This is a genomic window from Azospirillum tabaci, assembly GCF_014596085.1.
Lineage (GTDB): Bacteria > Pseudomonadota > Alphaproteobacteria > Azospirillales > Azospirillaceae > Azospirillum > Azospirillum tabaci.
The window spans coordinates 1-24,827 of the sequence record NZ_JACCJY010000021.1 but is presented as its reverse complement, the minus strand read 5'-3'; the positions used below and the strand labels follow the sequence as shown (position 1 = coordinate 24,827).

Genomic DNA, 24,827 nt, shown 5'->3' with positions numbered 1-24,827 from the left:
ACAATAAGACGGCATCAAAAAGACGAGGGGAAACGCTATGGCGACGATCGCCTTTATCGGGCTGGGCAACATGGGTGCGCCGATGATGCGCAACCTGCTGAAGGCCGGCCACACCGTCCTGGCCTTCGACCTGTCGGAGGCCGCCTGCACCGCCGCGCGCGACGCCGGCGCCACCATCGCCACCGGCCCCGGCGCCGCGGCGGGGGAGGCCGAGGTGGTCGTGACCATGCTGCCCGCCGGCAAGCATGTGCGCGAGGTCTACACGGCGCCCGACGGCATCATCGCCAAGGCCAAGCCGGGCAGCCTGTTCATCGACAGCTCCACCGTGGACGTCGACAGCGCCCGCGCCGTCGCCGCGGCGGCCGAGGCGGCGGGCCACGCCATGGTCGACGCTCCGGTGTCCGGCGGCGTCGGCGGGGCCGAGGCGGCGACTCTGACCTTCATGGTCGGCGGCAGCGACACCGCCTTCCGCCGCGCCGAGCCGATCCTGTCGGCGATGGGCAAGGCCATCGTGCACACCGGCGGGCCGGGCAACGGCCAAGCGGCGAAGATCTGCAACAACATGATCCTCGGCATCTCGATGCTCGGCGTGTCGGAAGCCTTCGCGCTCGCCGAGAAGCTGGGGCTGGAATCGCAGAAGCTGTTCGACGTGGCGTCGAAGTCGTCGGGCCAGTGCTGGTCGCTGACCAGCTATTGCCCGGTGCCGGGTCCGGTCCCGACCTCGCCGGCCAACCGCGATTACCAGCCGGGCTTCGCCGCGGCGCTGATGCTGAAGGACCTGAAGCTGGCGGTCGAGGCCGGGCAGAGCACCGGCAGCCCCCTGCCTCTGGGCGGCGAGGCGGCGCAGATGTACGCGCTGTTCTGCAACGCCGGCTTCGGCGGCAAGGACTTCTCCGGCATCGTCAACCTGCTGCGCGGGAAGCCGTAAGGGCGGTCACCTTGCCCCCTCCCTAAACCCTCCCCTGCGAAGCGGAGGAGGGACGGGGTGGGGGCAAACGCCGCTCCTCAATCCGCCTGCTGCATGACGATGGCGTCCGACGCCCGCCCCCGGAAGTGGATGTTGCCGTCACCGTCCAGGAACGCCCAGTCGCCGGTCAAGTAATAGCGTCGGCCGTGGCGGAAGCGGGCGGCGGTGCGCCCCGGATCGTTGGCGTAGGCGTCGAACCAGAAGAGCGGCGAGGACTCCACGTCGATGGCGATCTCGCCCGCTCCGCCGACCGGCGCCTCGCGGCCCTGAGGGTCGAGGATGACCACGCGGAAGCCCGGCAGAGGCCGCCCCAGCGAGGAATCGGCGGTGCGGTCGGCGTGGCCGGGGTCGTATCGGTTCATCATGAAGATGCCGGTCTCGCGCTGTCCGTACTGATCGAGCAGGGGAACGCTGACCACCCGGTTGGCCCAGCCGATCAACTCCGGCGGGAGTGGCTCGCCGACCACCGACAGGATGCGCAGCGCCAGCTTGTGCGGGCCGCCCTCAGGGTCGGCGCTGTGCCAGGCGCGGATCTGGGAGGGCGCGCAGGTCAGGTTGGTGACGCCGAACTTCGTCAGCATGCGGTAGCCCTGCCGCACGTCGTAGGGGCCGTCGCAGAAGATCGTCGTGCGCCCCAGCAGCAGCGGCCCGACCAGCCCGTAATAGGCGCCGTAGGCCCAGCCGGGGTCAGCCATGTTCCAATAGATGTCGTCGTCGCGCAGGTCGAGGCCGATGCGCATGTACTGCTCGATCCCCGCCAGCGCCATGACGGGCAGCGACACGCCGAGCGGCTTCGGCTCCGCCTCGGAGGTGTAGATCAGCGCGAAGGCGTCGCGGTCGGCGTAGCGGGCGATATCGCCCAAGGGGGCTGATTCATGAAGCGCGGACCAGAAGGGCACCGCGTCGGCGCCGGGACCGAAGGCCTCGTCGCCCTCCACCATCACCACGGGGCGGCTGTTGTCGCGCGGAATCTTGCGGCGCAGGAAGCCGGTGGTGACGATCGCCCGCGCCTCGCTGTCGGCCAGCCGGAAGGCCACCGCGGCGGCGGAGTAGGTGGTGAACAGCGGCATGTAGACGCCACCCAACCGCCAGATCGCCAAAGCGGTGATCAGCAGCTCCGCCCCCTTCGGCAGCAGCACCGCCACCCGGTCGCCGCGCCCGACGCCGAGACCGCGCAGCACCGCGGCGAAGCGCGCCGAGTCGCGGGCCAGCCGGGCGAAGCTCAACTCGGTCGTCTGGCCGGCGACGCTCTCGTGCAGCAGGGCGGCGCGGGCGCCGTCGGTGCGGGCGTGACGGTCGCACAGCAGGTCGGCGAGCGGAATCGCGTCGCCCTGATAGTCCGGGCGCAGGAAGGCAGTGGGCTGAACGGTGGCCGGGCCGGGCGCCGCGCCTTCGCTTTTGCCACCGCCGCAGTGGCGTGCGGCGGCGATTCGGCCCAGCAAATCCAGTTCCGGCCCCAGATGGTAGCGGCGGCTGCGCGGGTCCTGGTCGATGAAGCGCTCCCGCGCCAGCGCGGTCAGCAACCGGTGCGCGGTCGCCTTGGACAGGCCGGTGTCGCCCATCAGGTCGGCCAGCCGCGCGCCCTCCGCCCCGTGGGACGCGACGGCGCGCAGCAGGGCCAGTGCACGCTCCAGGCTTTGCGTGCCGCCGGACGCTCCGGCGGGGGCGGTTTCGGTGTCGGAATCGGGCCGGGTCATGATGGGGTCCATATTATGGACCTTCCGGCCGGATGTCGCTCCAAAAAACATGCATACACGGAATGTCCGTGTTGAAAACCGTGCGCATCACAGGCTATAGTTTGGACGTTGCAAAAAGGACGGTCCACAATATGGACCAGTTCGCCACGCAAACAGTCTGGCGAACGATAAAAAGGCAGTTCCACAGCAACGGAGGAGGAAATGTCAGGCGCGCCCGTCGCATCGCCACGCGGTTACGCCCATCCGGCCGACGCCAGCCGCGCGGCCTCCCCATCGGACACCATCTTCGAAGCCCGGGGCGTGTCCTTGCGCTTTGGCGGCGTGCAGGCGCTGACCGACGTCGGTTTCAGCATCCGCAAGGGGGAGCTGTTCTCCATCATCGGCCCGAACGGTGCGGGCAAGACCTCCATGGTCAACTGCATCTCCGGCCGCTACCGGCCCACCGACGGAAAGGTCTTTTTCAAGGGCAAGGACATCACGGGCATGACGCCCAACCACCGGGCCTCGCTCGGCATCGGGCGCACCTTCCAGAATCTGGCGCTGTTCGGCCATATGACGGTGCTCGACAACATCATGGTCGGGCGGCACCACCTGCTGAAGAACAACTTCTTCACCGGGTCGCTCTACTGGCTGACCGGCGCGCGCAAGGAGGAGCTGGCCCACCGCCGCGAGGTCGAGGAGATCATCGACTTCCTGGAAATCCAGCATGTCCGCAAGGCCACCGCCGGCACGCTCTCCTATGGCCTGCGCAAGCGGGTGGAGCTGGCCCGCGCCATCGCTCTGAAGCCCGACCTGATCCTCCTGGACGAGCCCATGGCGGGCATGAACCTGGAGGAGAAGGAGGACATGGCCCGCTACATCGTCGACCTGAACGAGGAGTTCGGCATGACGGTGGTGATGATCGAGCACGACATGGGAGTCGTGATGGACATCTCCCACCGCGTGATCGTCCTGGAGTTCGGCAAGAAGATCGCCGAAGGCACGCCGGAGGAGGTGCTGAACGACCCGCGCGTCAAGCGCGCCTATCTCGGCGAGGACGACGAGGAGGACGAGGCCGTGGCCCCGCCGCCCAAGCAGGAGGTCGCGTGATGTCCGCTCCCGATCTGATGTTGCCCGATATCAAGACCCACGACACGCTGCCGAAGCTGCTGACCCTGCACGCCCGCGAGCATGGCGGCGACGTCGCCATGCGCGAGAAGGATTTCGGCATCTGGCGCGAGTTCACCTGGGCGGACATGCACGCCCGCGTGCGCGCCTTCACGCTCGGTCTCATCAAGCTGGGCGTGGAGCGCGGCCATGTGGTGGCGCTGCTGGGCGACAACCGGCCCGACTGGGTGATGGGCGAGATCGCCGCCCACGCCATGGGCGCCATGAGTCTGGGCATCTACCGTGACGCCATGGACGAGGAGGTCGCCTACCTCATCACCTACGCCGACGTCCACGTCATCTTCGCGGAGGACGAGGAGCAGGTCGACAAGCTGCTGAACCTTGGCGAGCGCCTGCCGACGCTGAAGCACATCATCTATTCCGACCCACGCGGCATGCGCAAATACAGCGACCCGCGCCTGATGGAAGCGGCGGAGCTGGTCAAGCTAGGCAACGCGCTGCACGCCGAGAAGCCGAACCTCTACGAGGAGCTGGTCGGCGCGACGCGCGGCGACGACGTGGCGGTGCTCTGCACCACGTCGGGCACCACCTCGAACCCGAAGCTGGCGATGCTGCCGGCGGGGCGGCTGATCCGCCACGTCGCCAGCTACCTGTCGGTGGACCCCAAGGGGCCAACCGACGAGTATGTGTCGGTGCTGCCGCTGTCCTGGATCATGGAGCAGATCTACGCCGTCGGCATGGGCATGGTGTCGCGGATGCGCGTGAACTTCGTCGAGGAAGCCGAGACGATGATGAACGACTTCCGCGAGATCGGGCCGAGCTTCGTCCTGTTCGCCCCCCGCCTGTGGGAGCAGATCGCCGCCGACGTGCGCGCCCGCATGATGGACGCCTCCCCCTTCAAGCAGAAGATGTACGACTACGGCATGAAGCTGGGGCTCGAGGCGCTCGCCAACGGAACCCGCTCCGCCGTCGCCGACCGCATTCTTTTCGCAGCGCTGCGAGACCGCCTGGGCTTCACCAACCTGAAGTCGGCGGCGACCGGCGGCGCGGCGCTCGGCCCCGATACCTTCAAGTTCTTCCAGGCGCTGGGCGTGCCGCTGCGCCAGATCTACGGCCAGACGGAGACGATGGGCGCCTACACGGTGCACCGCTCGAACGACGTGGATTTCGACACGGTGGGCGTGCCCTTCGACGACGGCATCAAGGTCAAGGTGATCGAGCCCGACCAGAACGGCATCGGCGAGATCGTCGTCAGCCACCCCAACATGTTCGCCGGCTATTACCGCAACGAGGCCTCGACCACGGCGGACCTGCGCGACGGCTGGATGCACACGGGCGACGCCGGCTTCTTCGACAAGAAGGGCCATCTGGTCATCATCGACCGCATCAAGGACATCGCCACCACCAGCAACAACGACCGCTTCAGCCCGCAATACATCGAGAACAAGCTGAAGTTCAGCCCTTACGTGGCCGAGGCGGTGATCCTGGGCAACAAGCGGCCCTATCTGTCGGCGATCATCTGCATCCGCTTCCCCATCGTGTCGAAGTGGGCCGAGAAGAACCGCATCGCCTTCACCACCTACTCCGATCTGGCGTCCAAGCCGGAGGTCTACGAGCTGCTGCGCCAGGAGGTGGAGCGGGTGAACGCGACGCTGCCGGAGTTCCAGCGCATCACCAAGTTCCTGCTGCTCTACAAGGAACTGGACGCCGACGACGGCGAGCTGACCCGCACCCGCAAGGTGCGGCGCGGCGTGATCGCCGAGAAGTACGGCGAGATCATCGACTCCATCTACGCGGGCCAGCCCGCCATCGACGTGGACACCACCATCACCTTCCAGGACGGCACCAAGCAGCGCATCCGCACCGTGCTGAAGGTGGTCGACCTGCTGCCCACGCCGGCCAAGAAGCCGGCGCAGGCCGCGGCGTGAGGGGGCGGTGATGCGCCACGCCAGAAAATCCCTCTCCCGTCCCGGGAGAGGGAAGGGGCCCGCGCACAGCGCGGGAAGGGTGAGGGTGTCGGCAATGGGCCGGCGCTCGATCCTCGAATGCACCCTCACCCGGCCCTGCGGGCCACCCTCTCCCGGGACGGGAGAGGGGATTGAGAACGAGGCCACGCCATGACCTTGCTCTTCCAGCTTCTCGTCAACGGACTGATCGTCGGCGCGCTGTACGGCGTCGTGGCGATGTCCTTCGTGCTGATCTACAAGGCCAGCCGCATCGTGAACTTCGCCCAGGGCGAGTTCCTGCTGATCGGTGCCTGGACCTGCTGGTGGCTGCTGACCTCCTGGCAGTTGCCCTTCTGGATCGGTTTCCCGATCACGCTGGCCTTCATGCTGGTCTTCGGAATCGTGCTTCAGGTCGTCGTGCTGCGGCCGATGATCGGCGAGCCGATCATCTCCGTCATCATGGTCACCATCGGCCTGTCGATTTTCTTCCAGGCCCTGATGAAGTGGATGTTCGGCGTCTTCGCCAAGCCGTTCCCGACCATCTTCGCCAGCCCGACCGTGAACATCTTCGGGCTCGACGTGCAGACCGTCTATGTGATGAGCTTGGTCATCTCGCTGCTGATCATGGCGGGCTTCGGCTGGTTCTTCAAATACTCGCGGATGGGTCTGGCGATGCGGGCGACCGCCTTCGACCAGCAGGTCGCGCAGTCGCTGGGCATCTCGGTCCGCCACATGTTCGCGATGAGCTGGGCCATCTCCGCCATGGTATCGGCGGTGGCCGGCGTCACGGTCGGCGTCGTCAACGGCGTGTCCTCGGCGCTCTCCTTCTTCGGCATCAAGGTCTTCCCGGCGGTCATCCTCGGCGGGCTGGACAGCGTGGCCGGGGCGGTGCTGGGCGGGCTGATCGTCGGCGTGCTGGAGAATCTCGCGCACTACCTGGACAGCCAGTGGCTGAACTGGGGCAACATGTACGAGATCGCCCCCTTCTACGTCCTGATCGTCATCCTGATGATCAAGCCCTACGGCCTCTTCGGCACCAAGGACATCGAGCGCGTGTAAGGAGCGGCCGCAACCATGGCGAACATCAGTCTCATCCCCTGCGGCGACTTCAAGACCCGGTACGCCGCCGACACGACCATCTTCCCGACCAGGACCAGCCGCAACTTCGCCATCCTGGGCGTGGCGCTGCTTCTGCTCTGCCCGGCCTTCATGGACCGCTACTGGCTGAACCTGTGCATCCAGATCGGCTATCTCGGCATCGCGGCGCTGGGGCTGAACATCCTGGTCGGCTTCACCGGACAGATCTCCATCGGGCACGCCGCCTTCTTCGGCTTCGGCGCCTTCTCGTCGGCCTGGCTGTCGAACAGCTTCGGCATCCCGGTGGCGCTCGCCATCCCGCTGGCCGGCGTGATGACCACCGCAGTCGGCATGCTCTTCGGGATCCCGGCGGCGCGGCTGAAGGGCCTGTACCTCGCCATCGCCACGCTGGCGGCGCAGTACATCCTCCAGGACTTCTTCTCACGCGCCGACTGGTTCACCGGCGGCACCGCCGGCACCATCGCGGAGCCCTTCACCCTGTTCGGCTACGCCTTCGACACCGACGAGAGCTTCTTCTACGTCGTGCTGGTCTATGTGGTCGTCATGTACATCCTGGCGACCAACCTGATGCGGTCCCGCGATGGGCGGGCGCTGGTGGCGGTGCGTGACCATTATCTCTCCGCGGAGATCATGGGCATCAACCTGACCAAGTACCGCACGATGTCCTTCGGCATCTCGTCCTTCTACGCCGGCATCGGCGGCGCGCTCTACGCCCACTATCTGCAGTTTGTGTCGGTGGAGGGCTTCACCATCCTCTTCTCGATCCAGTTCCTCGGCATGATCATCATCGGGGGTCTGGGCTCGATCATGGGGTCGCTGATGGGCACCGCCTTCATGGTGCTGCTGCCGGAGGTGATGCAGGCCATCACCACGGCGCTGTCCGGCACCGCCATCGACGCCGCGCTGAACCTGAAGGACGCGATTGCCTTCCTGCGCGAAATGGCCATCGGCCTGGTCATCATCCTGTTCCTGGTCTTCGAGCCGGACGGGCTGGCCCACCGCTGGAAGCAGATCAAGGCCTACTGGAAACTGTATCCCTTCTCGCACTAGGACCCTTCTCGCACATCGGCTTCTGAAAAACATAACGACTGGGAGAAAACGCACCATGACCATGAAGACCGTCCTGCTGGCGTCCGCCGCCGTCGTCCTGCTCGGCACCGGGGCCGCCAACGCCCAGAAGATCCCGGTCGGCCACCTCGCCGACCAGTCCGGCGCCACGTCGGACGTGGGCGTGCCCTTCGGCCAGGGCGTCGCCGACGCGCTCGCCTACATCAACAAGAACGGCGGCGTCGGCGGCACGACGATGGACGTCGAGACGGTGGACTACGGCTATCAGGCGCCGCGCGCCATCAGCCAGTACAAGAAGTGGTCGTCGGGCAGCGGCAAGGTCGCGGCCATCCAGGGCTGGGGCACCGCCGACACCGAGGCTCTGACCGGCTTCGTCGGCAAGGACGAGGTCCCCTACTACTCCGGCTCCTACTCGGGCCACCTGACCGACCCGACGGGCAAGGGGACCCACGGCTCCAAGCCGGCTCCCTACAACTTCTTCTACGGCCCGTCCTACTCCGACGGTCTGCGCGCCATGCTGATGTGGGCAGCGGATGACTGGAAGAAGAAGGGCGGCTCGGGCAAGCCCAAGTACGTCCACATGGGCGCCAACCACCCCTATCCGAACGCCCCGAAGGAAGCCGGTGAGGCGCTCGCCAAGGAGCTGGGCTTCGACGTCCTGCCGGCGGTCCAGTTCGCGCTGACGCCGGGCGACTACACCGCCCAGTGCCTGACGCTGAAGGAGGCCGGGGCCAACTACGCCTATCTCGGCAACACGGCGGGGTCCAACATCTCCGTGCTGAAGGCCTGCCAGACGGTCGGCGCGCAGGTGCAGTTCATGGGCAACGTCTGGGGCATGGACGAGAACGCCGCCAAGGCCGCCGGCTCCGCCGCCAACGGCGTGATCTTCCCGGTGCGCACCGCGGCGATCTGGGGCGGCGACGCGCCGGGCATGAAGGTGGTCAAGGAAATCTCCAAGATCTCCGACGCCGCCGGCACGGCCTACCGTCCGGTTCACTACGTGTCGGGCATCTGCTCCGCCTTCTACATGAAGGAAGCGATGGACTGGGCGAAGCAGAACGGCGGCGTGACCGGTCCGAACATCCGCAAGGGCATGTACCAGAAGAAGGATTGGGTGCCGGCGGGGCTGGAGGGCGTCTGCGTGCCGTCGACCTGGACCGAGACCGATCACCGCGGCATGGACAAGGTCAACCTGTACCGCGCCAACGTGACCGGCGACACCGGCGGTTCGGTGGACGAGCTGGTGAAGGCCGGCACGATCAAGCTGGAGAAGATCGCCACCGTCGACGTCCCGCGCAAGCCGGAGTGGCTGGGCTGGTAAGCCGGACCGTCCCCGTCGCCGCCGCGAAAGGGCGGCGGCGGGGGCTTCCGTCCCGTCTCACTGCATCAGGTGCCGCATCATGAACGCCGCCACCGCGACCGCCGCGGTCAATCCCGCCAGCGCTCCGGCGCCGGTTCCCGGCACGGCCAAGGCGCCGCTGCTGTCCGTCAACAACATCGAGGTCGTCTACAACGACGTCATCCTGGTGCTCCGCGGCCTCAGCCTGGAGGTGCCGGAAGGGGAGATCGTCGCGCTGCTGGGCGCCAACGGCGCCGGCAAATCGACGACGCTCAAGGCCATCTCCGGGCTGCTGAAGACCGAGGACGGCGAGGTCACGCGCGGCGACATCTCCTTCGGGGGTGAGCGCATCAACGGCATCGACCCCGACCAGATCGTCCGGCGCGGCATCTTCCAGGTGATGGAGGGCCGCCGCATCATCGGCGACATGACCTGCCAGGAGAATCTGCGCCTCGGCGCCTTCACCCGCCGCGATGGCGGCGTGAAGGACGACATCGAGATGGTCTATCACTACTTTCCCCGCCTGAAGGAGCGCACCGGTCTGGCCGGCTACCTCTCGGGCGGCGAGCAGCAGATGCTGGCCATTGGACGCGCGATGATGGCGCGGCCGAAGCTGATCCTGATGGACGAGCCATCCATGGGCCTGTCGCCGTTGATGGTGAAGGAGGTCTTCAGCATCATCCGGCAGATCAACAAGGACCTGGGCGTCACCATCCTGCTGGTCGAGCAGAACGCCCGCATGGCGCTCCAGGCCGCGACGCGCGGCTACATCATGGAGAACGGCAAGGTCGTTCTGGACGGCACCGCCGAGGAGTTGCGCAACAACGAGGACGTGAAGGAATTCTACCTCGGCGGCGGCAACGAAGAGCGCAAGAGCTTCAAAAATCTCAAGAGCTTCAAGCGCCGGAAGCGCTGGATTTGACCGATTCCCTCTCCCGTCCCGGGAGAGGGAAGGGGCCCACGAAGTGGGAAGGGTGAGGGTCTAGCAGGAAGAATGGCGCCGACCGTTGGCGGCACCCTCACCCGGCCCTTCGGGCCACCCTCTCCCGGGGCGGGAGAGGGGAGAAGAAGAAAAACAGCCGGGAGGCATCGGTGTCCGACACTTACGATCAACTCGAAACCCGCTCCCCCGACCGGCGCGAGGCGGAGCTGTTCGCGGCGCTGCCGGCGCAGATCGCCCACGCCAAGGCGAACGCGCCCTATTTCACCCGCCTGCTGGCCGACGTGGACCCCGCCGCCGTCCGTGACCGCGCGTCGCTCGCCACCCTGCCGGTGACGCGCAAGTCGGACCTGATCGCGCTGCAGAAGGGCGCGCCGCCCTTCGGGGGAATGACCACGGTCGCGATCGGGCGGCTGGCCCGCGTCTTCGCCTCGCCCGGCCCGATCCACGACCCGGAGGCCCACGGCACGGACCCCTGGCGCACCGCGCGGGCGCTCCACGCCTCGGGCATCCGCGGCGGCGACCTCGTGCAGAACTGCTTCGCTTACCACCTGACGCCCGCCGGCTCGATGTTCGAGACGGGCGCGCACGCGCTGGGCTGCGCGGTCATCCCTGCTGGCGTCGGCAACACGGAGATGCAGGCCCAGGTGGCCGCCCACCTGAAGCCGCGGGCCTACATCGGCACGCCCGACTTCCTGAAGATCATCCTGGAAAAGGGCGACGAGCTGGGGCTGGACCTGTCCTCCATCGCGGTCGGCCACGTCACGGGCGGCCCCTTCCTGCCCGACGCCCGCGCCTTCTACGAGCGGCGCGGCATCGCCGTCTATCAGAGCTATGGCACCGCCGACCTCGGCATCGTCGCCTTCGAGACACCGGCCCGCGCCGGGCTGGTGGTGGACGAGGGCGTGATCGTGGAGATCGTCCGCCCCGGCACCGGAGACCCCGTGCCGGAGGGCGAGGTGGGGGAGGTCGTCGTCACCACCTTCAACCAGGCCTATCCGTTGGTCCGTTTCGCCACCGGCGACCTGTCGGCCGTGCTGCCCGGCGAAAGCCCCTGCGGGCGCACCAACATGCGGCTGAAGGGTTGGATGGGCCGCGCCGACCAGACCACCAAGGTCAAGGGCATGTTCGTCCACCCGCAGCAGATCGCCGAGGTGCTGCGTCGCCACCCGCAGATCGGCAAGGCCCGCCTCGTCGTCGGGCGGGAGGACGCCAACGACACCATGACCCTGCGCTGCGAGTCGCCCGAGTCCGGCGAGGCCTTGGCGGCTTCGGTGCGTGAAACTCTCGCCGCCGTCACCAAATTGAAGGGTGTCGTGGAGTTCGCGGCCCCCGGCAGCCTGCCCAACGACGGCAAGGTCATCGAAGACGCCCGCGCCTGAGAACCACCGATAACCGAAAACAACGATAACCGACCCGATACACACGAGGACCTTTTCGACATGAGCGTCAGCACCGACCTCCAGCTCGACCCCTTTGCGCTCGCCAGGGAGCTGTCGGGCAAGCATTTCTTCGGCGGCGAGTTCCGCCCGGCCTCCTCCGGCAAGGGCTTCCCCGTCGTGAACCCGGCGACCGGCGAGACGGTGGCCGAGGCCGCCTTCGGCGAGGCGGCGGACGTGGACGCCGCGGTGGCCGCCGCCACGGCCGCGCAGAAGGAATGGGCCAAACGCCCGGTGCGCGAGCGCGGCAAGCTCGTCGCCGAATGCGGGCGCGTGCTCGATGCCCACAAGGAGGAAATCGCCAAGCTGATCGCGCTGGAGACCGGCAAGGCCCTGCGCACCGAATCGCGTGTCGAGGCCGGCGTTCTGTCCGACGCCTTCGTCTTCTTCGGCGGTCTGGCACCGGAACTGAAGGGCGAGACGGTGCCCTTCAACCCGAACATGCTGACCATGACGGTGCGCGAGCCGGTGGGCGTGGTCGGGGCGATCATCCCGTGGAACGTGCCGCTCCTGCTGATGGCGCTGAAGATCGCCCCGGCGATGGTGGCGGGCAACGCCGTGGTGGTGAAGTCGGCGGAGGAGGCGCCGCTCGCCGTCCTGCGCGTCGTGCAGCTGATCAACACGGTGATTCCGGCCGGGGTGGTGAACATCCTGTCGGGCTACGGCCCGGAATGCGGCGCCCCGCTGGTGGCGCACAAGGACGTCAAGAAGGTGACCTTCACCGGCTCGGTCGAGACCGGCAAGATCGTCTACAAGACCGCCGCCGAGAAGTTGATCCCGGTGACGCTGGAGCTGGGCGGCAAGAGCCCGATGATCGTCTGCGGCGACGCCGATCTCGACCAAGCCATCGCGGGCGCCATCGCCGGCATGCGCTTCACCCGCCAGGGCCAGAGCTGCACCGCCTCCTCGCGCATCTTCGTCCATGACAGCATCCACGACGCCTTCGTGGACAAGCTGAAGGAGAAGGTGAACGCGATGAAGATGGGCGACCCGCTCGACGAGTCGACCGATATCGGCACCATCGTCTCGCCGCAGCAGCTCGACCGGGTGCAGAGCTACATCGCCATCGGCAAGGAGGGCGGGGCGACGCCGCATGTCTGCTCGGCGATGCCGTCGGATCCGACGCTGTCCAAGGGCCTGTACGTGCAGCCGCACATCTTCACCGGCGTGAAGAACAGCGACCGCATCGCGCAGGAGGAGATCTTCGGCCCGGTCTGCTGCGTCATCCGCTGGACCGACTACGAAGAGGTCATCGCCCAGGCCAACGACACCGAATACGGCCTTGCCGCCACCATCTGGACCCGCGACCTGAAGGTGGCGATGGACGCGGTGCACCGGCTGGAGGCCGGGTTCGTGCAGGTGAACCAGAACTTGGTCGTTCAGCCGAACCTGTCCTACGGCGGCGTGAAGTCCTCCGGCCTCGGCAAGGAAGCCTCGCTGGAGGCGATGCTGGAACACTTCACCCACAAGAAGACGATCATCATCAACATGAAGTGAGCGAACCCTCTTGGCCCTCCTCCGGAAGGGGGACGGGCCAAGAGGCCTTGCCACGCCCATATCCATACGCTACCGTACGGCTCCATACGTCGCCGTATGGCGGGAACGAAGAACAGACCTCCGGGGGGAGCGCCAACACCATGCTGTCGAACCAGTATCCGACCCTGAACTTCGACCTCGGCGAATCCGCGGACATGCTGCGCGACACCGTGCGCAGCTTCGCCGCCGACGAGATCGCGCCCCGCGCCGCCGAGATCGACCGGACCAACGAGTTCCCGAACGAGCTGTGGCGGAAGTTCGGCGACCTCGGCGTGCTCGGCATCACGGCGGAGGAGGAGTATGGCGGCGCCGGCATGGGCTATCTGGAGCATGTCGTGGCGATGGAGGAGATTTCCCGCGCCTCGGCCTCGGTCGGCCTCAGCTACGGCGCGCACTCCAACCTCTGCGTCAACCAGATCCGCAAGAACGGCACGGCGGAGCAGAAGACCCGCTACCTGCCCAAGCTGATTTCCGGCGAGCACATCGGCGCCCTCGCCATGTCGGAGCCGAACGCCGGGTCCGACGTGGTGTCGATGAAGCTGCGCGCCGAGAAGCGGGGCGACCGCTACGTGCTGAACGGCACGAAGATGTGGATCACCAACGGGCCGGACGCCGACACGCTGGTGGTCTACGCCAAGACCGACGTCAACGCCGGCCCGCGCGGCATCACCGCCTTCCTGATCGAGAAGTCGTTCAAGGGTTTCTCCGTCGCGCAGAAGCTGGACAAGCTGGGCATGCGCGGCTCCAACACCGGCGAACTGGTGTTCGAGGACTGCGAGGTGCCGGAGGAGAACATCCTGGGCGGCGTCGGGCGCGGCGTGAACGTGCTGATGTCCGGTCTCGACTACGAGCGCGCGGTGCTGGCCGGCGGGCCGCTCGGCATCATGCAGGCCTGCATGGACGTGGTGATCCCCTACCTGCACGACCGCAAGCAGTTCGGCCAGCCCATCGGCGAGTTCCAGCTCATGCAGGGCAAGCTGGCCGACATGTACACGATCATGAACGCCGCCAAGGCCTACGTGTACGCCGTCGCCAAGGCCTGCGACCGCGGCGAGACGGCCCGCAAGGACGCCGCCGGGGCGATCCTCTACGCCGCCGAAAAGGCCACCTGGATGGCGCTGGAGGCCATTCAGACTCTGGGCGGCAATGGCTACATCAACGAATACCCGACGGGCCGCCTGCTGCGCGACGCCAAGCTCTATGAGATCGGCGCCGGCACCAGCGAGATCCGCCGCATGCTGATCGGGCGGGAGCTGTTCAAGGAAACGGCCTGAGGGAAACGGCGCAAAGCCGAAGGGAAGGGAAGAACCATGACCGATACCGTTGTCATCGCGGGCGCCGCCCGTACCCCGATGGGTGGCTTCCAGGGCGACTTGCAGGGCCTGACCGCGCCGCAGCTCGGCTCCGCCGCCATCAAGGCCGCGCTGGAGCGCGCCGGGGTGAAGCCGGACGCCGTGGACGAGGTCTTCATGGGCAACGTCCTGCCCGCCGGTCTGGGGCAGGCGCCGGCCCGCCAGGCGTCGCTCGGCGCCGGCATCCCGGAGGCCGCGGGCTGCACGACCATCTCCAAGGTCTGTGGGTCGGGCATGAAGGCGGTGATGCTCGCCACCGACCTGATCAAAGCCGGCTCGGCGGAGATCATGGTGGCCGGCGGCATGGAGAGCATGTCCAACGCCCCCTATCTGCTGGACCGCGCGCGCGGCGGCTACCGCATGGGCCACGGCCGCGTGCTCGACCACATGTTCCTCGATGGGCTGGAGGACGCCTACGACCGCGGGCGCCTGATGGGCACCTTCGCGGAGGAATGCGCCACCCATTACCAGTTCACCCGCGAGGCGCAGGACAACTACGCCATCGAGAGCCTGAACCGCGCCCGCCGCGCCACCGAGGACGGCAGCTTCGTCAAGGAGATCACCCCGGTCACCGTCAAGGGCCGCAAGGGCGACACGGTGGTGGAGAAGGACGAGCAGCCGCTGAAGGCCGATCCGGGCAAGATCCCCACGCTGAAGCCCGCCTTCGCCAAGGACGGCACGGTGACGGCGGCCAACGCCTCCTCCATCTCCGACGGTGCGGCGGCGCTGGTGCTGACCACGCGGTCGAACGCGGAGAAGCTGGGTCTGCCGATCCTCGCGGAGATCAAGGCCCACGCCAACCACGCCCAGGCCCCGGCCTGGTTCACCACCGCTCCGGTCGGTGCGATCAACAAGGTGCTGGAGCGCGCCGGCTGGTCGGCCAAGGACGTGGACCTCTATGAGCTGAACGAGGCGTTCGCCGTGGTCGCCATGGCGGCCATGCGCGAACTCGACATCCCGCACGACCGGATCAACGTGCATGGCGGCGCCTGCGCGCTCGGCCATCCGATCGGCGCGTCGGGCGCGCGCATTCTCGTCACGCTGCTGGCGGCGCTGGAGAAGAACGGGCTGAAGCGCGGCGTCGCCTCGCTGTGCATCGGCGGCGGCGAGGCCACGGCGGTGGCGGTGGAGTTGGTGTAAGCGCGGAGTGTTGCTCCCACCCCGGTCCTCCCCCGCTCACGCAGGGGAGGGGACAAATTCTCCCTCCCCTGCGAAGCGGGGGAGGGCCGGGGTGGGAGCAGTACGTATTCGGGAGGGAAAGCAATGCGGCTGACGGAAGAGCAGCGGATGGTGCGCGACATGGCGCGGGACTTCGCGGCGGAGCGGCTGGCGCCCACCGCCGCCGAGCGCGACCGCACCGGCGCCTTCCCCAGGGAGGAGCTGGCCGAGATGGGCCGGCTCGGCCTGATGGGCATGCTGGTGCCGGAGGAGTTCGACGGCGCCGGCACCGATCACATCGCCTACGCGCTCGCCATCGAGGAGATCGCGGCGGGCGACGGCGCCATCTCCACCATCATGAGCGTGCACAACTCCGTCGGCTGCATGCCGATCCTGAAGTTCGGCAGCGCCGAGCAGAAGGACCGCTTCCTGAAGCCGATGGCCCGCGGCGAGCAGCTCGGCTGCTTCTGCCTGACCGAACCGCAGGCGGGCTCCGACGCCGCCGCCATCAAGACCCGCGCGCGCCGCGACGGCAACCACTGGGTCCTCAACGGCACCAAGCAGTTCATCACCTCAGGCAAGAACGCCGACGTCGCCATCGTCTTCGCGGTCAGCGACCCCGAGGCCGGAAAGAAAGGCATCACCGCCTTCGTCGTGCCGACCGACACCCCCGGCTTCCAGGTCGCGCGGGTCGAGGAGAAGCTGGGCCAGAGCTGTTCCGACACCTGCCAGATCGTCCTTGAGGACTGCCGCATCCCCGCCGACCTGATGCTGGGCGCGGAGGGCGGCGGCTACCGGGTTGCGCTCGCCAATCTGGAGGGCGGACGCATCGGCATCGCCTCGCAGTCGGTGGGCATGGCGCGCTCCGCGCTCGACCATGCCACCCGCTACGCCCAGGAGCGGCAGAGCATGGGCGTGCCGATCATCCAGCATCAGGCGGTGGCCTTCCGGCTGGCCGACATGGCGACGAAGGTGGAGGCCGCGCGCCAGCTCGTCCTGCACGCGGCCAGCTTGCGCGACGCGGGCGAGCCTTGCCTGAAGGAGGCGGCGATGGCGAAGCTGTTCGCCTCGGAGATCGCCGAGCGCGTCTGCTCCGACGCCATCCAGATCCATGGCGGCTACGGCTACCTGAACGATTTCCCGGTGGAGCGCATTTATAGAGACGTGCGCGTCTGCCAGATCTATGAGGGCACGAGCGACATCCAGCGGCTGGTCATCAGCCGCGCCCTGACGCAGTAGAACAAGAAGAGACGGGAGGACGACGGCCATGACCGTCCTGAAGAGCGCCCTGAACCCGCGCTCCGCCGAGTTCCAGACGAACGCCGACGCCATGTCCGCCCTGGTCGCCGACCTGCGCGAGAAGGTGGGCGCCATCAAGCAGGGCGGCGGCGCCAAGGCCCGCGACAAGCACCTGTCCCGCGGCAAGCTGCTGCCGCGCGAGCGCATCCGCCAGCTTCTGGATGTGGGATCGCCCTTCCTGGAGCTGTCGCAGATGGCGGCCTACAAGGTCTATGACGACGACATCCCGGCGGCGGGCATCATCACCGGCATCGGCAGCGTGGCCGGGCAGGAATGCATGGTGGTCGTCAACGACGCCACCGTGAAGGGCGGCACCTACTTCCCGCTGACCGTCAAGAAGCACCTGCGCGCCCAGGAAGTGGCCCAGCAGAACAACCTGCCCTGCATCTATCTGGTCGATTCGGGCGGCGCCAACCTGCCGAACCAGGACGAGGTGTTCCCCGACCGCGACCATTTCGGCCGCATCTTCTTCAACCAGGCCAACATGTCGGCCCAGGGCATCCCGCAGATCGCCGTGGTGATGGGAAGCTGCACGGCGGGCGGCGCCTACGTCCCGGCCATGTCGGACGAGGCGATCATCGTGCGCAACCAGGGCACCATCTTCCTCGGCGGCCCGCCGCTGGTGAAGGCGGCGACCGGCGAGGTGGTGTCGGCGGAGGACCTCGGCGGGGCCGACGTGCATTCGCGCACCTCCGGCGTGACCGACCATTACGCGATGAACGACGCTCACGCGCTTGCCATGGCGCGCAAGGTCGTGTCGAACCTGAACCGCAGCAAACGCATCGACATGGACCTGCGCGAGCCGCAGGAGCCGGCTTACGACCCGCGCGAACTCTACGGCGTGATCCCCAGCGACCCGCGCAAGCCCTTCGACGTGCGCGAGGTCATTGCCCGCGTGGTCGACGGATCGGTGCTGGACGAGTTCAAGCCGCTCTACGGCACCACGCTGGTCTGCGGCTTCGCCCACATCTTCGGCTACCCGGTCGGCATCATCGCCAACAACGGCATCCTGTTCAGCGAATCCGCCCTGAAGGGCGCGCATTTCGTCGAGCTGTGCTGCCAGCGCGGCATCCCCCTGGTCTTCCTGCAGAACATCACCGGCTTCATGGTCGGGCGGAAGTACGAGGCGGGCGGCATCGCCAAGGACGGCGCGAAGCTGGTCACCGCTGTCGCCTGCGCCAAGGTGCCGAAATTCACCGTCATCATCGGCGGCAGCTATGGTGCGGGCAACTACGGCATGTGCGGGCGGGCCTATTCCCCGCGCTTCCTCTGGATGTGGCCGAACTCGCGCATCTCGGTGATGGGCGGGGAGCAGGCGGCGGGCGTGCTCGCCCAGGTGCGGCGCGACGCCATGGAATCCCAGGGGAAGAGCTGGGCGCCGGAGGAGGAGGAGGCGTTCAAGTCTCCGATCCGCCAGCAGTACGAACACCAGGGCCATCCCTATTACGCCTCCGCCCGGCTGTGGGACGACGGCATCATCGACCCGGCGGACACCCGCATGGTGCTCGGCCTCGGCCTGTCGGCGTCGCTGAACGCCCCGGTCGAGAAGACCACCTTCGGCGTGTTCCGGATGTGAGCGGGGGGATGACGAGCATGAGCGACATTCTGATCGACATTGCCTCCGACGGGGTGGCGACCGTCACGATGAACCGGGCGGAGGTGCACAACGCCTTCAACGAGCAGGTCATCGCCGACCTGACCGACGCCTTCCTCAGCCTGGGGTCGAACCCGGACGTCCGCGTCATCCTGCTGCGCGGCGCGGGCAAGAGCTTCTCCGCCGGGGCCGACCTCGGCTGGATGAAGAAGATGGCTGGCTACAGCCATGACGAGAACGTCCAGGACGCCATGGGCCTCGCCACCATGCTGCGCACGCTGGACGAATGCCCGAAGCCGACCATCGCCGTGGTGCAGGGTCCGGCCTTCGGCGGCGGGGTGGGGCTGGTCGCCGCCTGCGACATCGCGATATCCGCCGAGACCGCCAGCTTCGCCCTGACCGAGGTGCGGCTGGGCCTGATCCCCGCGGTCATCAGCCCCTATGTCGTCGCCGCGATGGGCGAGCGCGCCTGCCGCCGCTACTTCCTGACGGCGGAACGCTTCTCCGCCGCCGAGGCGCTGCGGCTCGGCCTGCTGCACCAGACCGTTCCGGCGGCGGAGCTGGACGCCGCGGTCGAGGCGATGGTCCGCAACCTGCTGCAATGCGGCCCGGCCTCCCAGACCGCGGCGAAGGAGCTGATCCGCGCGGTGGCGCGCCGCCCGCTGGACGACGCGCTGGTCCGCGGCACGGCGGAGCGCATCGCCCGCCAGCGCGCGAGCGACGAGGGGAGGGAGGGCGTCGGCGCCTTCCTGGAGAAACGCGAACCGGCGTGGCGGAGCTGAGGCCCATGGTTGAGACAGGCATGTTCGACAAGATTCTGATCGCGAACCGTGGCGAGATCGCCTGCCGCGTCATCCGCACCGCCCGCCGCATGGGCATCCGCACCGTCGCCGTGTACTCGGAAGCCGACGCCCGCGCCATGCATGTGGAGATGGCCGACGAGGCCGTCTGCATCGGCCCGGCGCCGGTCGGCGAGAGCTACCTGCGCGGCGACGTCATCCTTGAGGTCGCCAAGCGCACCGGCGCCCAGGCCATCCATCCCGGCTACGGCTTCCTGTCGGAGAACGCCGGCTTCGCGGCGGCCTGCGCGGAGGCCGGCGTGGTCTTCATCGGTCCGCCGATCGAGGCCATCCGCGTCATGGGCTCCAAGGCGGAATCCAAGCGCGTGATGTCCCAGGCCGACGTGCCGCTGGTTCCCGGCTACCACGGCGAGGCCCAGGACCTGGAGACACTGGCCGCGGAGGCCGAACGCATCGGTTATCCGGTGCTGGTCAAGGCGTCGGCGGGCGGCGGCGGCAAGGGCATGCGCGTGGTCCGCGCCGCCGGCGAGTTCGCCGACGCGGTGGCCGGCGCCAAGCGCGAGGCCAAAGCCGCCTTCGGCGACGACAGCGTGCTTCTGGAGAAGTATCTGGGCCGCCCGCGCCATGTCGAGATCCAGGTCTTCTGCGACACCCACGGCAACGGCGTCTATCTGTTCGAGCGCGACTGCTCGATCCAGCGCCGCCACCAGAAGGTGATCGAGGAGGCGCCGGCCCCGGCCCTTCCCGACGACCTGCGCCGCCGCATGGGCGAGGCCGCGGTGGCCGCCGCCAAGGCGGTGAACTATGTCGGCGCCGGCACAGTGGAGTTCCTCTACGAGGACGGCGGCTTCTACTTCATCGAGATGAACACCCGCCTCCAGGTGGAGCATCCGGTGACCGAGAAGATCACCGGCCAGGATCTCGTGGAGTGGCAGCTGCGCGTCGCCGCCGGGGGCACGCTGCCGTTGATGCAGGACCAGCTCACCCGCCGCGGCCACGCCTTCGAGGCGCGCCTCTACGCGGAGGACCCGCAGCGCGAGTTCCTGCCGGCCATCGGCAAGCTGGTCCGCCTGCGCCCGCCCGCCGAGAACGAGCATGTCCGCGTCGACACCGGCGTCCGCGAGGGCGACGAGGTCACCATGTTCTACGACCCGATGATCGCCAAGCTGATCGTCTGGGACGAGGATCGCGACGCGGCACTCCGCCGCCTGCGCGTGGCGCTCGCCGCCTACGAGGTGGTCGGGGTGACCACCAACGTGGCCTTCCTCGGCGCCATCGCCGGGCATCCGGCCTTCCGCGCGGTGGAGATCGACACCGGCTTTATCGAGCGGCACCGCGCCGACCTGCTGCCCCCGCCGGCCCCGGTGCCGGACCGTGGGCTGGCCATAGCCGCGCTCAGCGTGCTGCTCCGCCGCAACGCCGAGGCCCGCAAGGCCCGCCGCGCCGCGTCGGATCCCTGGTCGCCCTGGCTGTCGGCCAGCGGCTGGCGCCTCAACGACGACAACCACCACGATCTGCGCCTGCTCGACGGTGACACGCCGCGCAGCCTCACCCTGCATTTCCGCCCCGACGGCTACGAGATCGAGGTGGAGGGCCGCCCGGCCATCCGGGCGGAGCGGGTGACGCTCGACGGCGAGACGCTGACCGCCACCATCGACGCGGTGCGCACCCGCGCCACGGTGGTCTGCCAGGGGCTGGACCTGACCATCCTGTCGGACGGTGCGGTGTGGCGCCTGCATCTCGACGACCCGACCGCCCGCGCGGCGGAGCAGGAGGGCGGGTCCGGCCGCCTGACCGCGCCGATGCCGGGCACCGTCGTCCGCGTGCTGGTCGAGCCCGGCCAGACGGTGGAGGCGGGCGCTCCGCTGATGCTGCTGGAGGCGATGAAGATGGAGCACACCATCAAGGCCCCCGCCGCCGGCACGGTCAGCGCCGTCAACTTCGCGGCGGGCGATCAGGTGTCCGAAGGCGTGGACCTGCTGGTCCTCGATGTGGCGGAGGGATGAGCATGCGCGTGCCGAAGAGCGTCCGCATGGTGGAGGTCGGCCCGCGCGACGGCCTCCAGAACGAAAAGCAGATCGTCCCGACGGCGGTGAAGATCGGTCTGGTCGACCGGCTGACCGACGCCGGGCTGACCGCCATCGAGGCGGGCAGCTTCGTGTCGCCCAAATGGGTCCCGCAGATGGCCGACACGCCGGACGTCTTCGCCGGCATCCGGCGCAAGGACGGCGTGCGTTACGTCGCGCTCACCCCGAACGCCAAGGGGCTGGAGGGCGCGCTCGCCGCCCATGCCGACGAGGTGGCGGTCTTTGCCGCCGCGTCGGAGAGCTTCAGCCAGAAGAACATCAATTGCTCCATCGCTGAGAGCCTCGACCGCTTCGTTCCAGTGCTGGAGCAGGCGAAGGCGCAGGGCGTGCCGGTGCGCGGCTACGTCTCCTGCGTGCTCGGCTGCCCCTACGAGGGGGAGATCGCTCCGGCGGCGGTGGCCGAGGTGGCGGGCCGGCTGCTGGCGATGGGCTGCTACGAGGTCTCGCTCGGCGACACCATCGGCACCGGCACACCGGGCAAGGCCCAGGCGATGATCGCGGCGGTGGCTGAGCGGGTGCCGATGGACCGCATCGCCGTGCATTTCCATGACACCTACGGTCAGGCGCTCGCCAACATCCTGGCGACGCTGGAGATGGGCGTGGCGGTGGTGGACAGTTCGGTCGCCGGTCTGGGCGGTTGCCCCTACGCCAAAGGGGCGTCAGGCAACGTGGCGAGCGAGGACGTGCTCTACATGCTGAACGGGCTGGGCATCGAGACCGGGGTGGATCTCGACCGGCTGGTGGTGGCTGGCGCTTATATCAGCGATGCCATCGCCCGTCCGACCGCCTCGAAGGTCGCCCGCGCGCGGGGATGTGCGTAAAACACGGGAAAGAGAGAAGGGAAGGGCGCCATGAGCTTCACGAACCTGCTGGTGCATGTGGACGACAGCGACCGCTGCGGGGAGCGGCTGACCGTCGCCCTGACCCTGGCGCAGAAGCATGGCGCCGCGCTGACCGGCCTGTTCGCGCAGAGCGACAGCTCCGGCGCCGGCATTGTCACGCGCAAGGCCGGCCCGGCGCTGACCCAGGCGGCGCAGCGGGCGCGGGAGCTGTTCGAGGAGAAGGCCCGCGAGGCCGGGGTGGCGACGCGCTGGTGGCAGCTCAGCCACGGCGAGTACGGCCATGTCATCGCCGAGACGGTGATCTGCTCGCGCTACGTGGACCTCGCCGTCTTCGGCCAGCACGACCCGGAGGACAGCCGTGTTCCGGCGGACCTGCTCGAAGAGGTGGTGCTGAACGCCGGGCGCCCGATCCTCGTCGTGCCGCACGCCGGCACCTATCCGCAGCTCGCCGACCGTCCGGTGATCGCCTGGAACGGCAGCCGGGAGGCCGCCCGCGCCGTCAACGACGCGCTGCCGCTGCTGAAGCAGGCGAGTTCCGTGCTTCTGCTCGCCTTCCACACCCAGCCGCGGGCGGAGGGCGGCGGCAACGTCCCGCAGGTCGACATCCTGGAGCATCTGGCGAGTCATGGCGTGAAGGCCACGCAGGAACGCATGACCATCGCCAGCATGACTCCCATGGACGCCGTGCTGTCGCGTGCGTCGGATCACGGCGCCGATCTTCTGGTGATGGGCGGCTTCGGCGGCTATGGCGGTTCGCTGTTCCCGCTGTTCGGGCGGGGCAGCAACACCCGACAGATCCTGCGCCAGATGACCCTTCCCGTTCTGTTGTCGCACTGAGTGTGTTCGCCCGAAAAGTTGTTCGCACGAAGCAAGGAAAGAAGAAGAAATGGCTGACGAGATGGCTCGCGACCCGCGCGAGGTGATGGAGTACGACGTCCTTGTCGTCGGGGCCGGCCCGTCGGGCCTGAGCGCGGCCATCCGCCTGAAACAGCTCGCCAACGAGGCGGGGCAGGAGCTGTCGGTCTGCGTCGTCGAGAAGGGCTCGGAGGTCGGCGCCCATCTGCTCTCCGGCGCGGTGTTCGAGCCGCACGCGCTTGACGAGCTGATCCCCGACTGGAAGGACAAGGGCGCGCCGCTCACCACCCCGGCGCGCGAGGACCGCTTCCTCTACCTCACCGAGACCAAGGCCCTCAAGGCGCCCTTCACCCCGCCGCAGATGCACAATCACGGCAACTACATCATCAGCCTCGGCAACCTCGCCCGCTGGATGGCCGGGCAGGCCGAGGAGCTGGGGGTGGAGATCTACCCCGGCTTCGCCGCGGCGGAGGTGCTCTACGACGACGGCGGTGCGGTCAAGGGCGTGGCCACCGGCGACATGGGCATCGGCAAGAACGGCGAGAAGACCGCCAACTACACCCCGGGTATGGAGCTGCACGCCAAGCAGACCATCTTCGCCGAGGGCTGCCGCGGCTCGCTGACCAAGACGCTGTTCGAGAGGTTCAACCTGCGCGACGGCGTCGATCCCCAGACCTACGGCATCGGCATCAAGGAGCTGTGGGAGGTGGCGCCGGAGAAGTCCCAGCCCGGCCTGATCGTCCACACCATCGGCTGGCCGATGGACCCCAAGACCTACGGCGGCTCCTGGCTCTACCACATGGAGGGCAACCTGGTGTCGGTCGGCTTCGTCGTCGGGCTCGACTACGCGAACCCGCACCTGTCGCCGTTTGAGGAGTTCCAGCGCTACAAGACCCACCCGGCGATCCGCCCGACCTTCGAGGGCGGGCGGCGCATCGCCTACGGCGCGCGCGCCCTGTCGGAGGGCGGCTTTCAGTCGATCCCCAAGCTGACCTTCCCCGGCGGCGTCATCGTCGGCGACGCCGCGGGCTTCCTCAACGTGCCCAAGATCAAGGGCAACCACACCGCGATGAAGTCGGGCATGCTGGCGGCCGAGGCGGTGCATGAGCTGCTCTCCGCCGAAGCCGACTCCGATGGGCCGGCGCGCGAGGCGACGGCCTATCCGGAGAAGCTGAAGGCGTCCTGGGTGTGGTCGGAGCTGCATGCGGTGCGCAACATCCGCCCCGGCTTCCAGAAGGGCCTGTGGGCGGGTCTGGCCAACGCGGCTTACGAGACGGCGACCAAGGGCAAGTCGCCGTGGACGCTGCACCATCGCCACGGCGACCACGAGACGCTGAAGAAGGCGTCGGAGATGCCGAAGATCGTCTATCCCAAGCCGGACGGCGTGGTGTCGTTCGACCGGCTGTCGTCGGTGTACCTGTCGAACACCAACCACGAGGAGGACCAGCCGGCGCACCTGACGCTGAAGGACGCGTCGGTGCCGATCGCGGTCAATCTGGCGCTCTACGACGCGCCGGAGACGCGCTACTGTCCGGCCGGGGTGTACGAGATCGTGCGGGCGGAGGACGGCAGCGACCCGCGGCTGCAGATCAACGCGCAGAACTGCGTGCACTGCAAGACCTGCGACATCAAGGACCCCACCCAGAACATCAACTGGGTCGTCCCCGAGGGCGGCGGCGGCCCGAACTATCCGGGCGGGATGT

General features: G+C 68.2%; 19 protein-coding genes. 18 read left to right on the top strand and 1 reads right to left on the bottom strand.

The window, feature by feature from the left end:
- Nucleotides 1-37 precede the first annotated feature (37 nt).
- On the top strand, nt 38-928 hold the full coding sequence (mmsB, locus tag H0B54_RS18725; protein ID WP_094304576.1) for a 3-hydroxyisobutyrate dehydrogenase: 891 nt from the start codon (nt 38-40) through the stop codon (nt 926-928).
- Nucleotides 929-1,005: 77 nt separating this feature from the next.
- Here mmsB and H0B54_RS18720 read toward each other — a convergent pair whose 3' ends face one another.
- The gene (locus H0B54_RS18720) at nt 1,006-2,664 is read right to left on the bottom strand and encodes an AMP-binding protein (protein ID WP_188261587.1); all 1,659 of its coding nucleotides are present in this window, start codon (nt 2,662-2,664) and stop codon (nt 1,006-1,008) included.
- Between the two features lie 201 nt (nt 2,665-2,865).
- Here H0B54_RS18720 and H0B54_RS18715 point away from each other — a divergent pair, with 201 nt between their 5' ends.
- From H0B54_RS18715 to H0B54_RS18635, 17 genes are all read left to right on the top strand, one after another.
- On the top strand, nt 2,866-3,753 hold the full coding sequence (locus H0B54_RS18715; RefSeq protein ID WP_246472612.1) for an ABC transporter ATP-binding protein: 888 nt from the start codon (nt 2,866-2,868) through the stop codon (nt 3,751-3,753).
- A complete protein-coding gene (locus H0B54_RS18710) occupies nt 3,753-5,699 on the top strand; it encodes a long-chain fatty acid--CoA ligase (protein WP_246472611.1) in 1,947 nt (648 codons plus the stop codon). Before H0B54_RS18715 ends, H0B54_RS18710 begins: the two co-directional genes overlap by 1 nt.
- A 189-nt stretch (nt 5,700-5,888) precedes the next feature.
- Nucleotides 5,889-6,776, top strand: coding sequence for a branched-chain amino acid ABC transporter permease (locus H0B54_RS18705; protein WP_188261586.1), 888 nt, complete (start codon nt 5,889-5,891; stop codon nt 6,774-6,776).
- 15 nt (nt 6,777-6,791) lie between these two features.
- Nucleotides 6,792-7,865: a branched-chain amino acid ABC transporter permease gene (locus H0B54_RS18700; protein WP_188261585.1), complete on the top strand. Its 1,074-nt coding sequence runs from the start codon at nt 6,792-6,794 to the stop codon at nt 7,863-7,865.
- Nucleotides 7,866-7,920: 55 nt separating this feature from the next.
- Nucleotides 7,921-9,204: an ABC transporter substrate-binding protein gene (locus H0B54_RS18695; protein ID WP_188261584.1), complete on the top strand. Its 1,284-nt coding sequence runs from the start codon at nt 7,921-7,923 to the stop codon at nt 9,202-9,204.
- A 79-nt stretch (nt 9,205-9,283) separates the two neighbouring features.
- Nucleotides 9,284-10,144, top strand: a complete 861-nt coding sequence (locus tag H0B54_RS18690) for an ABC transporter ATP-binding protein (RefSeq protein ID WP_040136428.1) — start codon at nt 9,284-9,286, stop codon at nt 10,142-10,144.
- 170 nt (nt 10,145-10,314) lie between these two features.
- Nucleotides 10,315-11,544 carry an AMP-binding protein gene (locus H0B54_RS18685; RefSeq protein WP_188261583.1) on the top strand — a complete coding sequence of 410 codons (1,230 nt, stop codon included), beginning with the start codon at nt 10,315-10,317 and terminating at the stop codon, nt 11,542-11,544.
- A gap of 60 nt (nt 11,545-11,604) precedes the next feature.
- Nucleotides 11,605-13,098: an aldehyde dehydrogenase family protein gene (locus tag H0B54_RS18680; protein ID WP_188261582.1), complete on the top strand. Its 1,494-nt coding sequence runs from the start codon at nt 11,605-11,607 to the stop codon at nt 13,096-13,098.
- 140 nt (nt 13,099-13,238) lie between these two features.
- Nucleotides 13,239-14,411, top strand: a complete 1,173-nt coding sequence (locus H0B54_RS18675; protein WP_188261581.1) for an isovaleryl-CoA dehydrogenase — start codon at nt 13,239-13,241, stop codon at nt 14,409-14,411.
- 36 nt (nt 14,412-14,447) lie between these two features.
- Nucleotides 14,448-15,629, top strand: a complete 1,182-nt coding sequence (locus H0B54_RS18670) for an acetyl-CoA C-acyltransferase (protein ID WP_188261580.1) — start codon at nt 14,448-14,450, stop codon at nt 15,627-15,629.
- A gap of 123 nt (nt 15,630-15,752) precedes the next feature.
- Nucleotides 15,753-16,886 (top strand): acyl-CoA dehydrogenase, encoded by a 1,134-nt coding sequence (locus H0B54_RS18665; RefSeq protein ID WP_188261579.1) that lies wholly within the window; start codon nt 15,753-15,755, stop codon nt 16,884-16,886.
- A 28-nt stretch (nt 16,887-16,914) separates the two neighbouring features.
- Nucleotides 16,915-18,522: a carboxyl transferase domain-containing protein gene (locus H0B54_RS18660; protein ID WP_094304589.1), complete on the top strand. Its 1,608-nt coding sequence runs from the start codon at nt 16,915-16,917 to the stop codon at nt 18,520-18,522.
- A 17-nt stretch (nt 18,523-18,539) separates the two neighbouring features.
- Complete coding sequence (locus H0B54_RS18655) at nt 18,540-19,322, top strand: enoyl-CoA hydratase/isomerase family protein (RefSeq protein WP_188261578.1); 783 nt, start codon at nt 18,540-18,542, stop codon at nt 19,320-19,322.
- Nucleotides 19,323-19,342: 20 nt separating this feature from the next.
- A complete protein-coding gene (locus H0B54_RS18650) occupies nt 19,343-21,346 on the top strand; it encodes an acetyl-CoA carboxylase biotin carboxylase subunit (protein WP_188261577.1) in 2,004 nt (667 codons plus the stop codon).
- A 2-nt stretch (nt 21,347-21,348) separates the two neighbouring features.
- Nucleotides 21,349-22,248 (top strand): hydroxymethylglutaryl-CoA lyase, encoded by a 900-nt coding sequence (locus H0B54_RS18645; RefSeq protein WP_188261576.1) that lies wholly within the window; start codon nt 21,349-21,351, stop codon nt 22,246-22,248.
- Between the two features lie 30 nt (nt 22,249-22,278).
- Nucleotides 22,279-23,106 (top strand): universal stress protein, encoded by an 828-nt coding sequence (locus H0B54_RS18640; RefSeq protein ID WP_188261575.1) that lies wholly within the window; start codon nt 22,279-22,281, stop codon nt 23,104-23,106.
- Between the two features lie 61 nt (nt 23,107-23,167).
- Nucleotides 23,168-24,827, top strand: a 1,660-nt coding sequence (locus tag H0B54_RS18635; RefSeq protein WP_188261662.1) for an electron transfer flavoprotein-ubiquinone oxidoreductase, incomplete at its 3' end; no start/stop codon positions are given.

What these genes read in the sequence shown, in the direction of transcription:
- mmsB (WP_094304576.1), top strand. Translation starts at nt 38, where the DNA reads ATGGCGACGATCGCCTTTATCGGGCTGGGCAACATGGGTGCGCCGATG.
- H0B54_RS18720 (WP_188261587.1), bottom strand. Translation starts at nt 2,664, where the DNA reads ATGACCCGGCCCGATTCCGACACCGAAACCGCCCCCGCCGGAGCGTCC.
- H0B54_RS18715 (WP_246472612.1), top strand. Translation starts at nt 2,866, where the DNA reads ATGTCAGGCGCGCCCGTCGCATCGCCACGCGGTTACGCCCATCCGGCC.
- H0B54_RS18710 (WP_246472611.1), top strand. Translation starts at nt 3,753, where the DNA reads ATGTCCGCTCCCGATCTGATGTTGCCCGATATCAAGACCCACGACACG.
- H0B54_RS18705 (WP_188261586.1), top strand. Translation starts at nt 5,889, where the DNA reads ATGACCTTGCTCTTCCAGCTTCTCGTCAACGGACTGATCGTCGGCGCG.
- H0B54_RS18700 (WP_188261585.1), top strand. Translation starts at nt 6,792, where the DNA reads ATGGCGAACATCAGTCTCATCCCCTGCGGCGACTTCAAGACCCGGTAC.
- H0B54_RS18695 (WP_188261584.1), top strand. Translation starts at nt 7,921, where the DNA reads ATGACCATGAAGACCGTCCTGCTGGCGTCCGCCGCCGTCGTCCTGCTC.
- H0B54_RS18690 (WP_040136428.1), top strand. Translation starts at nt 9,284, where the DNA reads ATGAACGCCGCCACCGCGACCGCCGCGGTCAATCCCGCCAGCGCTCCG.
- H0B54_RS18680 (WP_188261582.1), top strand. Translation starts at nt 11,605, where the DNA reads ATGAGCGTCAGCACCGACCTCCAGCTCGACCCCTTTGCGCTCGCCAGG.
- H0B54_RS18675 (WP_188261581.1), top strand. Translation starts at nt 13,239, where the DNA reads ATGCTGTCGAACCAGTATCCGACCCTGAACTTCGACCTCGGCGAATCC.
- H0B54_RS18670 (WP_188261580.1), top strand. Translation starts at nt 14,448, where the DNA reads ATGACCGATACCGTTGTCATCGCGGGCGCCGCCCGTACCCCGATGGGT.
- H0B54_RS18665 (WP_188261579.1), top strand. Translation starts at nt 15,753, where the DNA reads ATGCGGCTGACGGAAGAGCAGCGGATGGTGCGCGACATGGCGCGGGAC.
- H0B54_RS18660 (WP_094304589.1), top strand. Translation starts at nt 16,915, where the DNA reads ATGACCGTCCTGAAGAGCGCCCTGAACCCGCGCTCCGCCGAGTTCCAG.
- H0B54_RS18655 (WP_188261578.1), top strand. Translation starts at nt 18,540, where the DNA reads ATGAGCGACATTCTGATCGACATTGCCTCCGACGGGGTGGCGACCGTC.
- H0B54_RS18650 (WP_188261577.1), top strand. Translation starts at nt 19,343, where the DNA reads ATGTTCGACAAGATTCTGATCGCGAACCGTGGCGAGATCGCCTGCCGC.
- H0B54_RS18645 (WP_188261576.1), top strand. Translation starts at nt 21,349, where the DNA reads ATGCGCGTGCCGAAGAGCGTCCGCATGGTGGAGGTCGGCCCGCGCGAC.
- H0B54_RS18640 (WP_188261575.1), top strand. Translation starts at nt 22,279, where the DNA reads ATGAGCTTCACGAACCTGCTGGTGCATGTGGACGACAGCGACCGCTGC.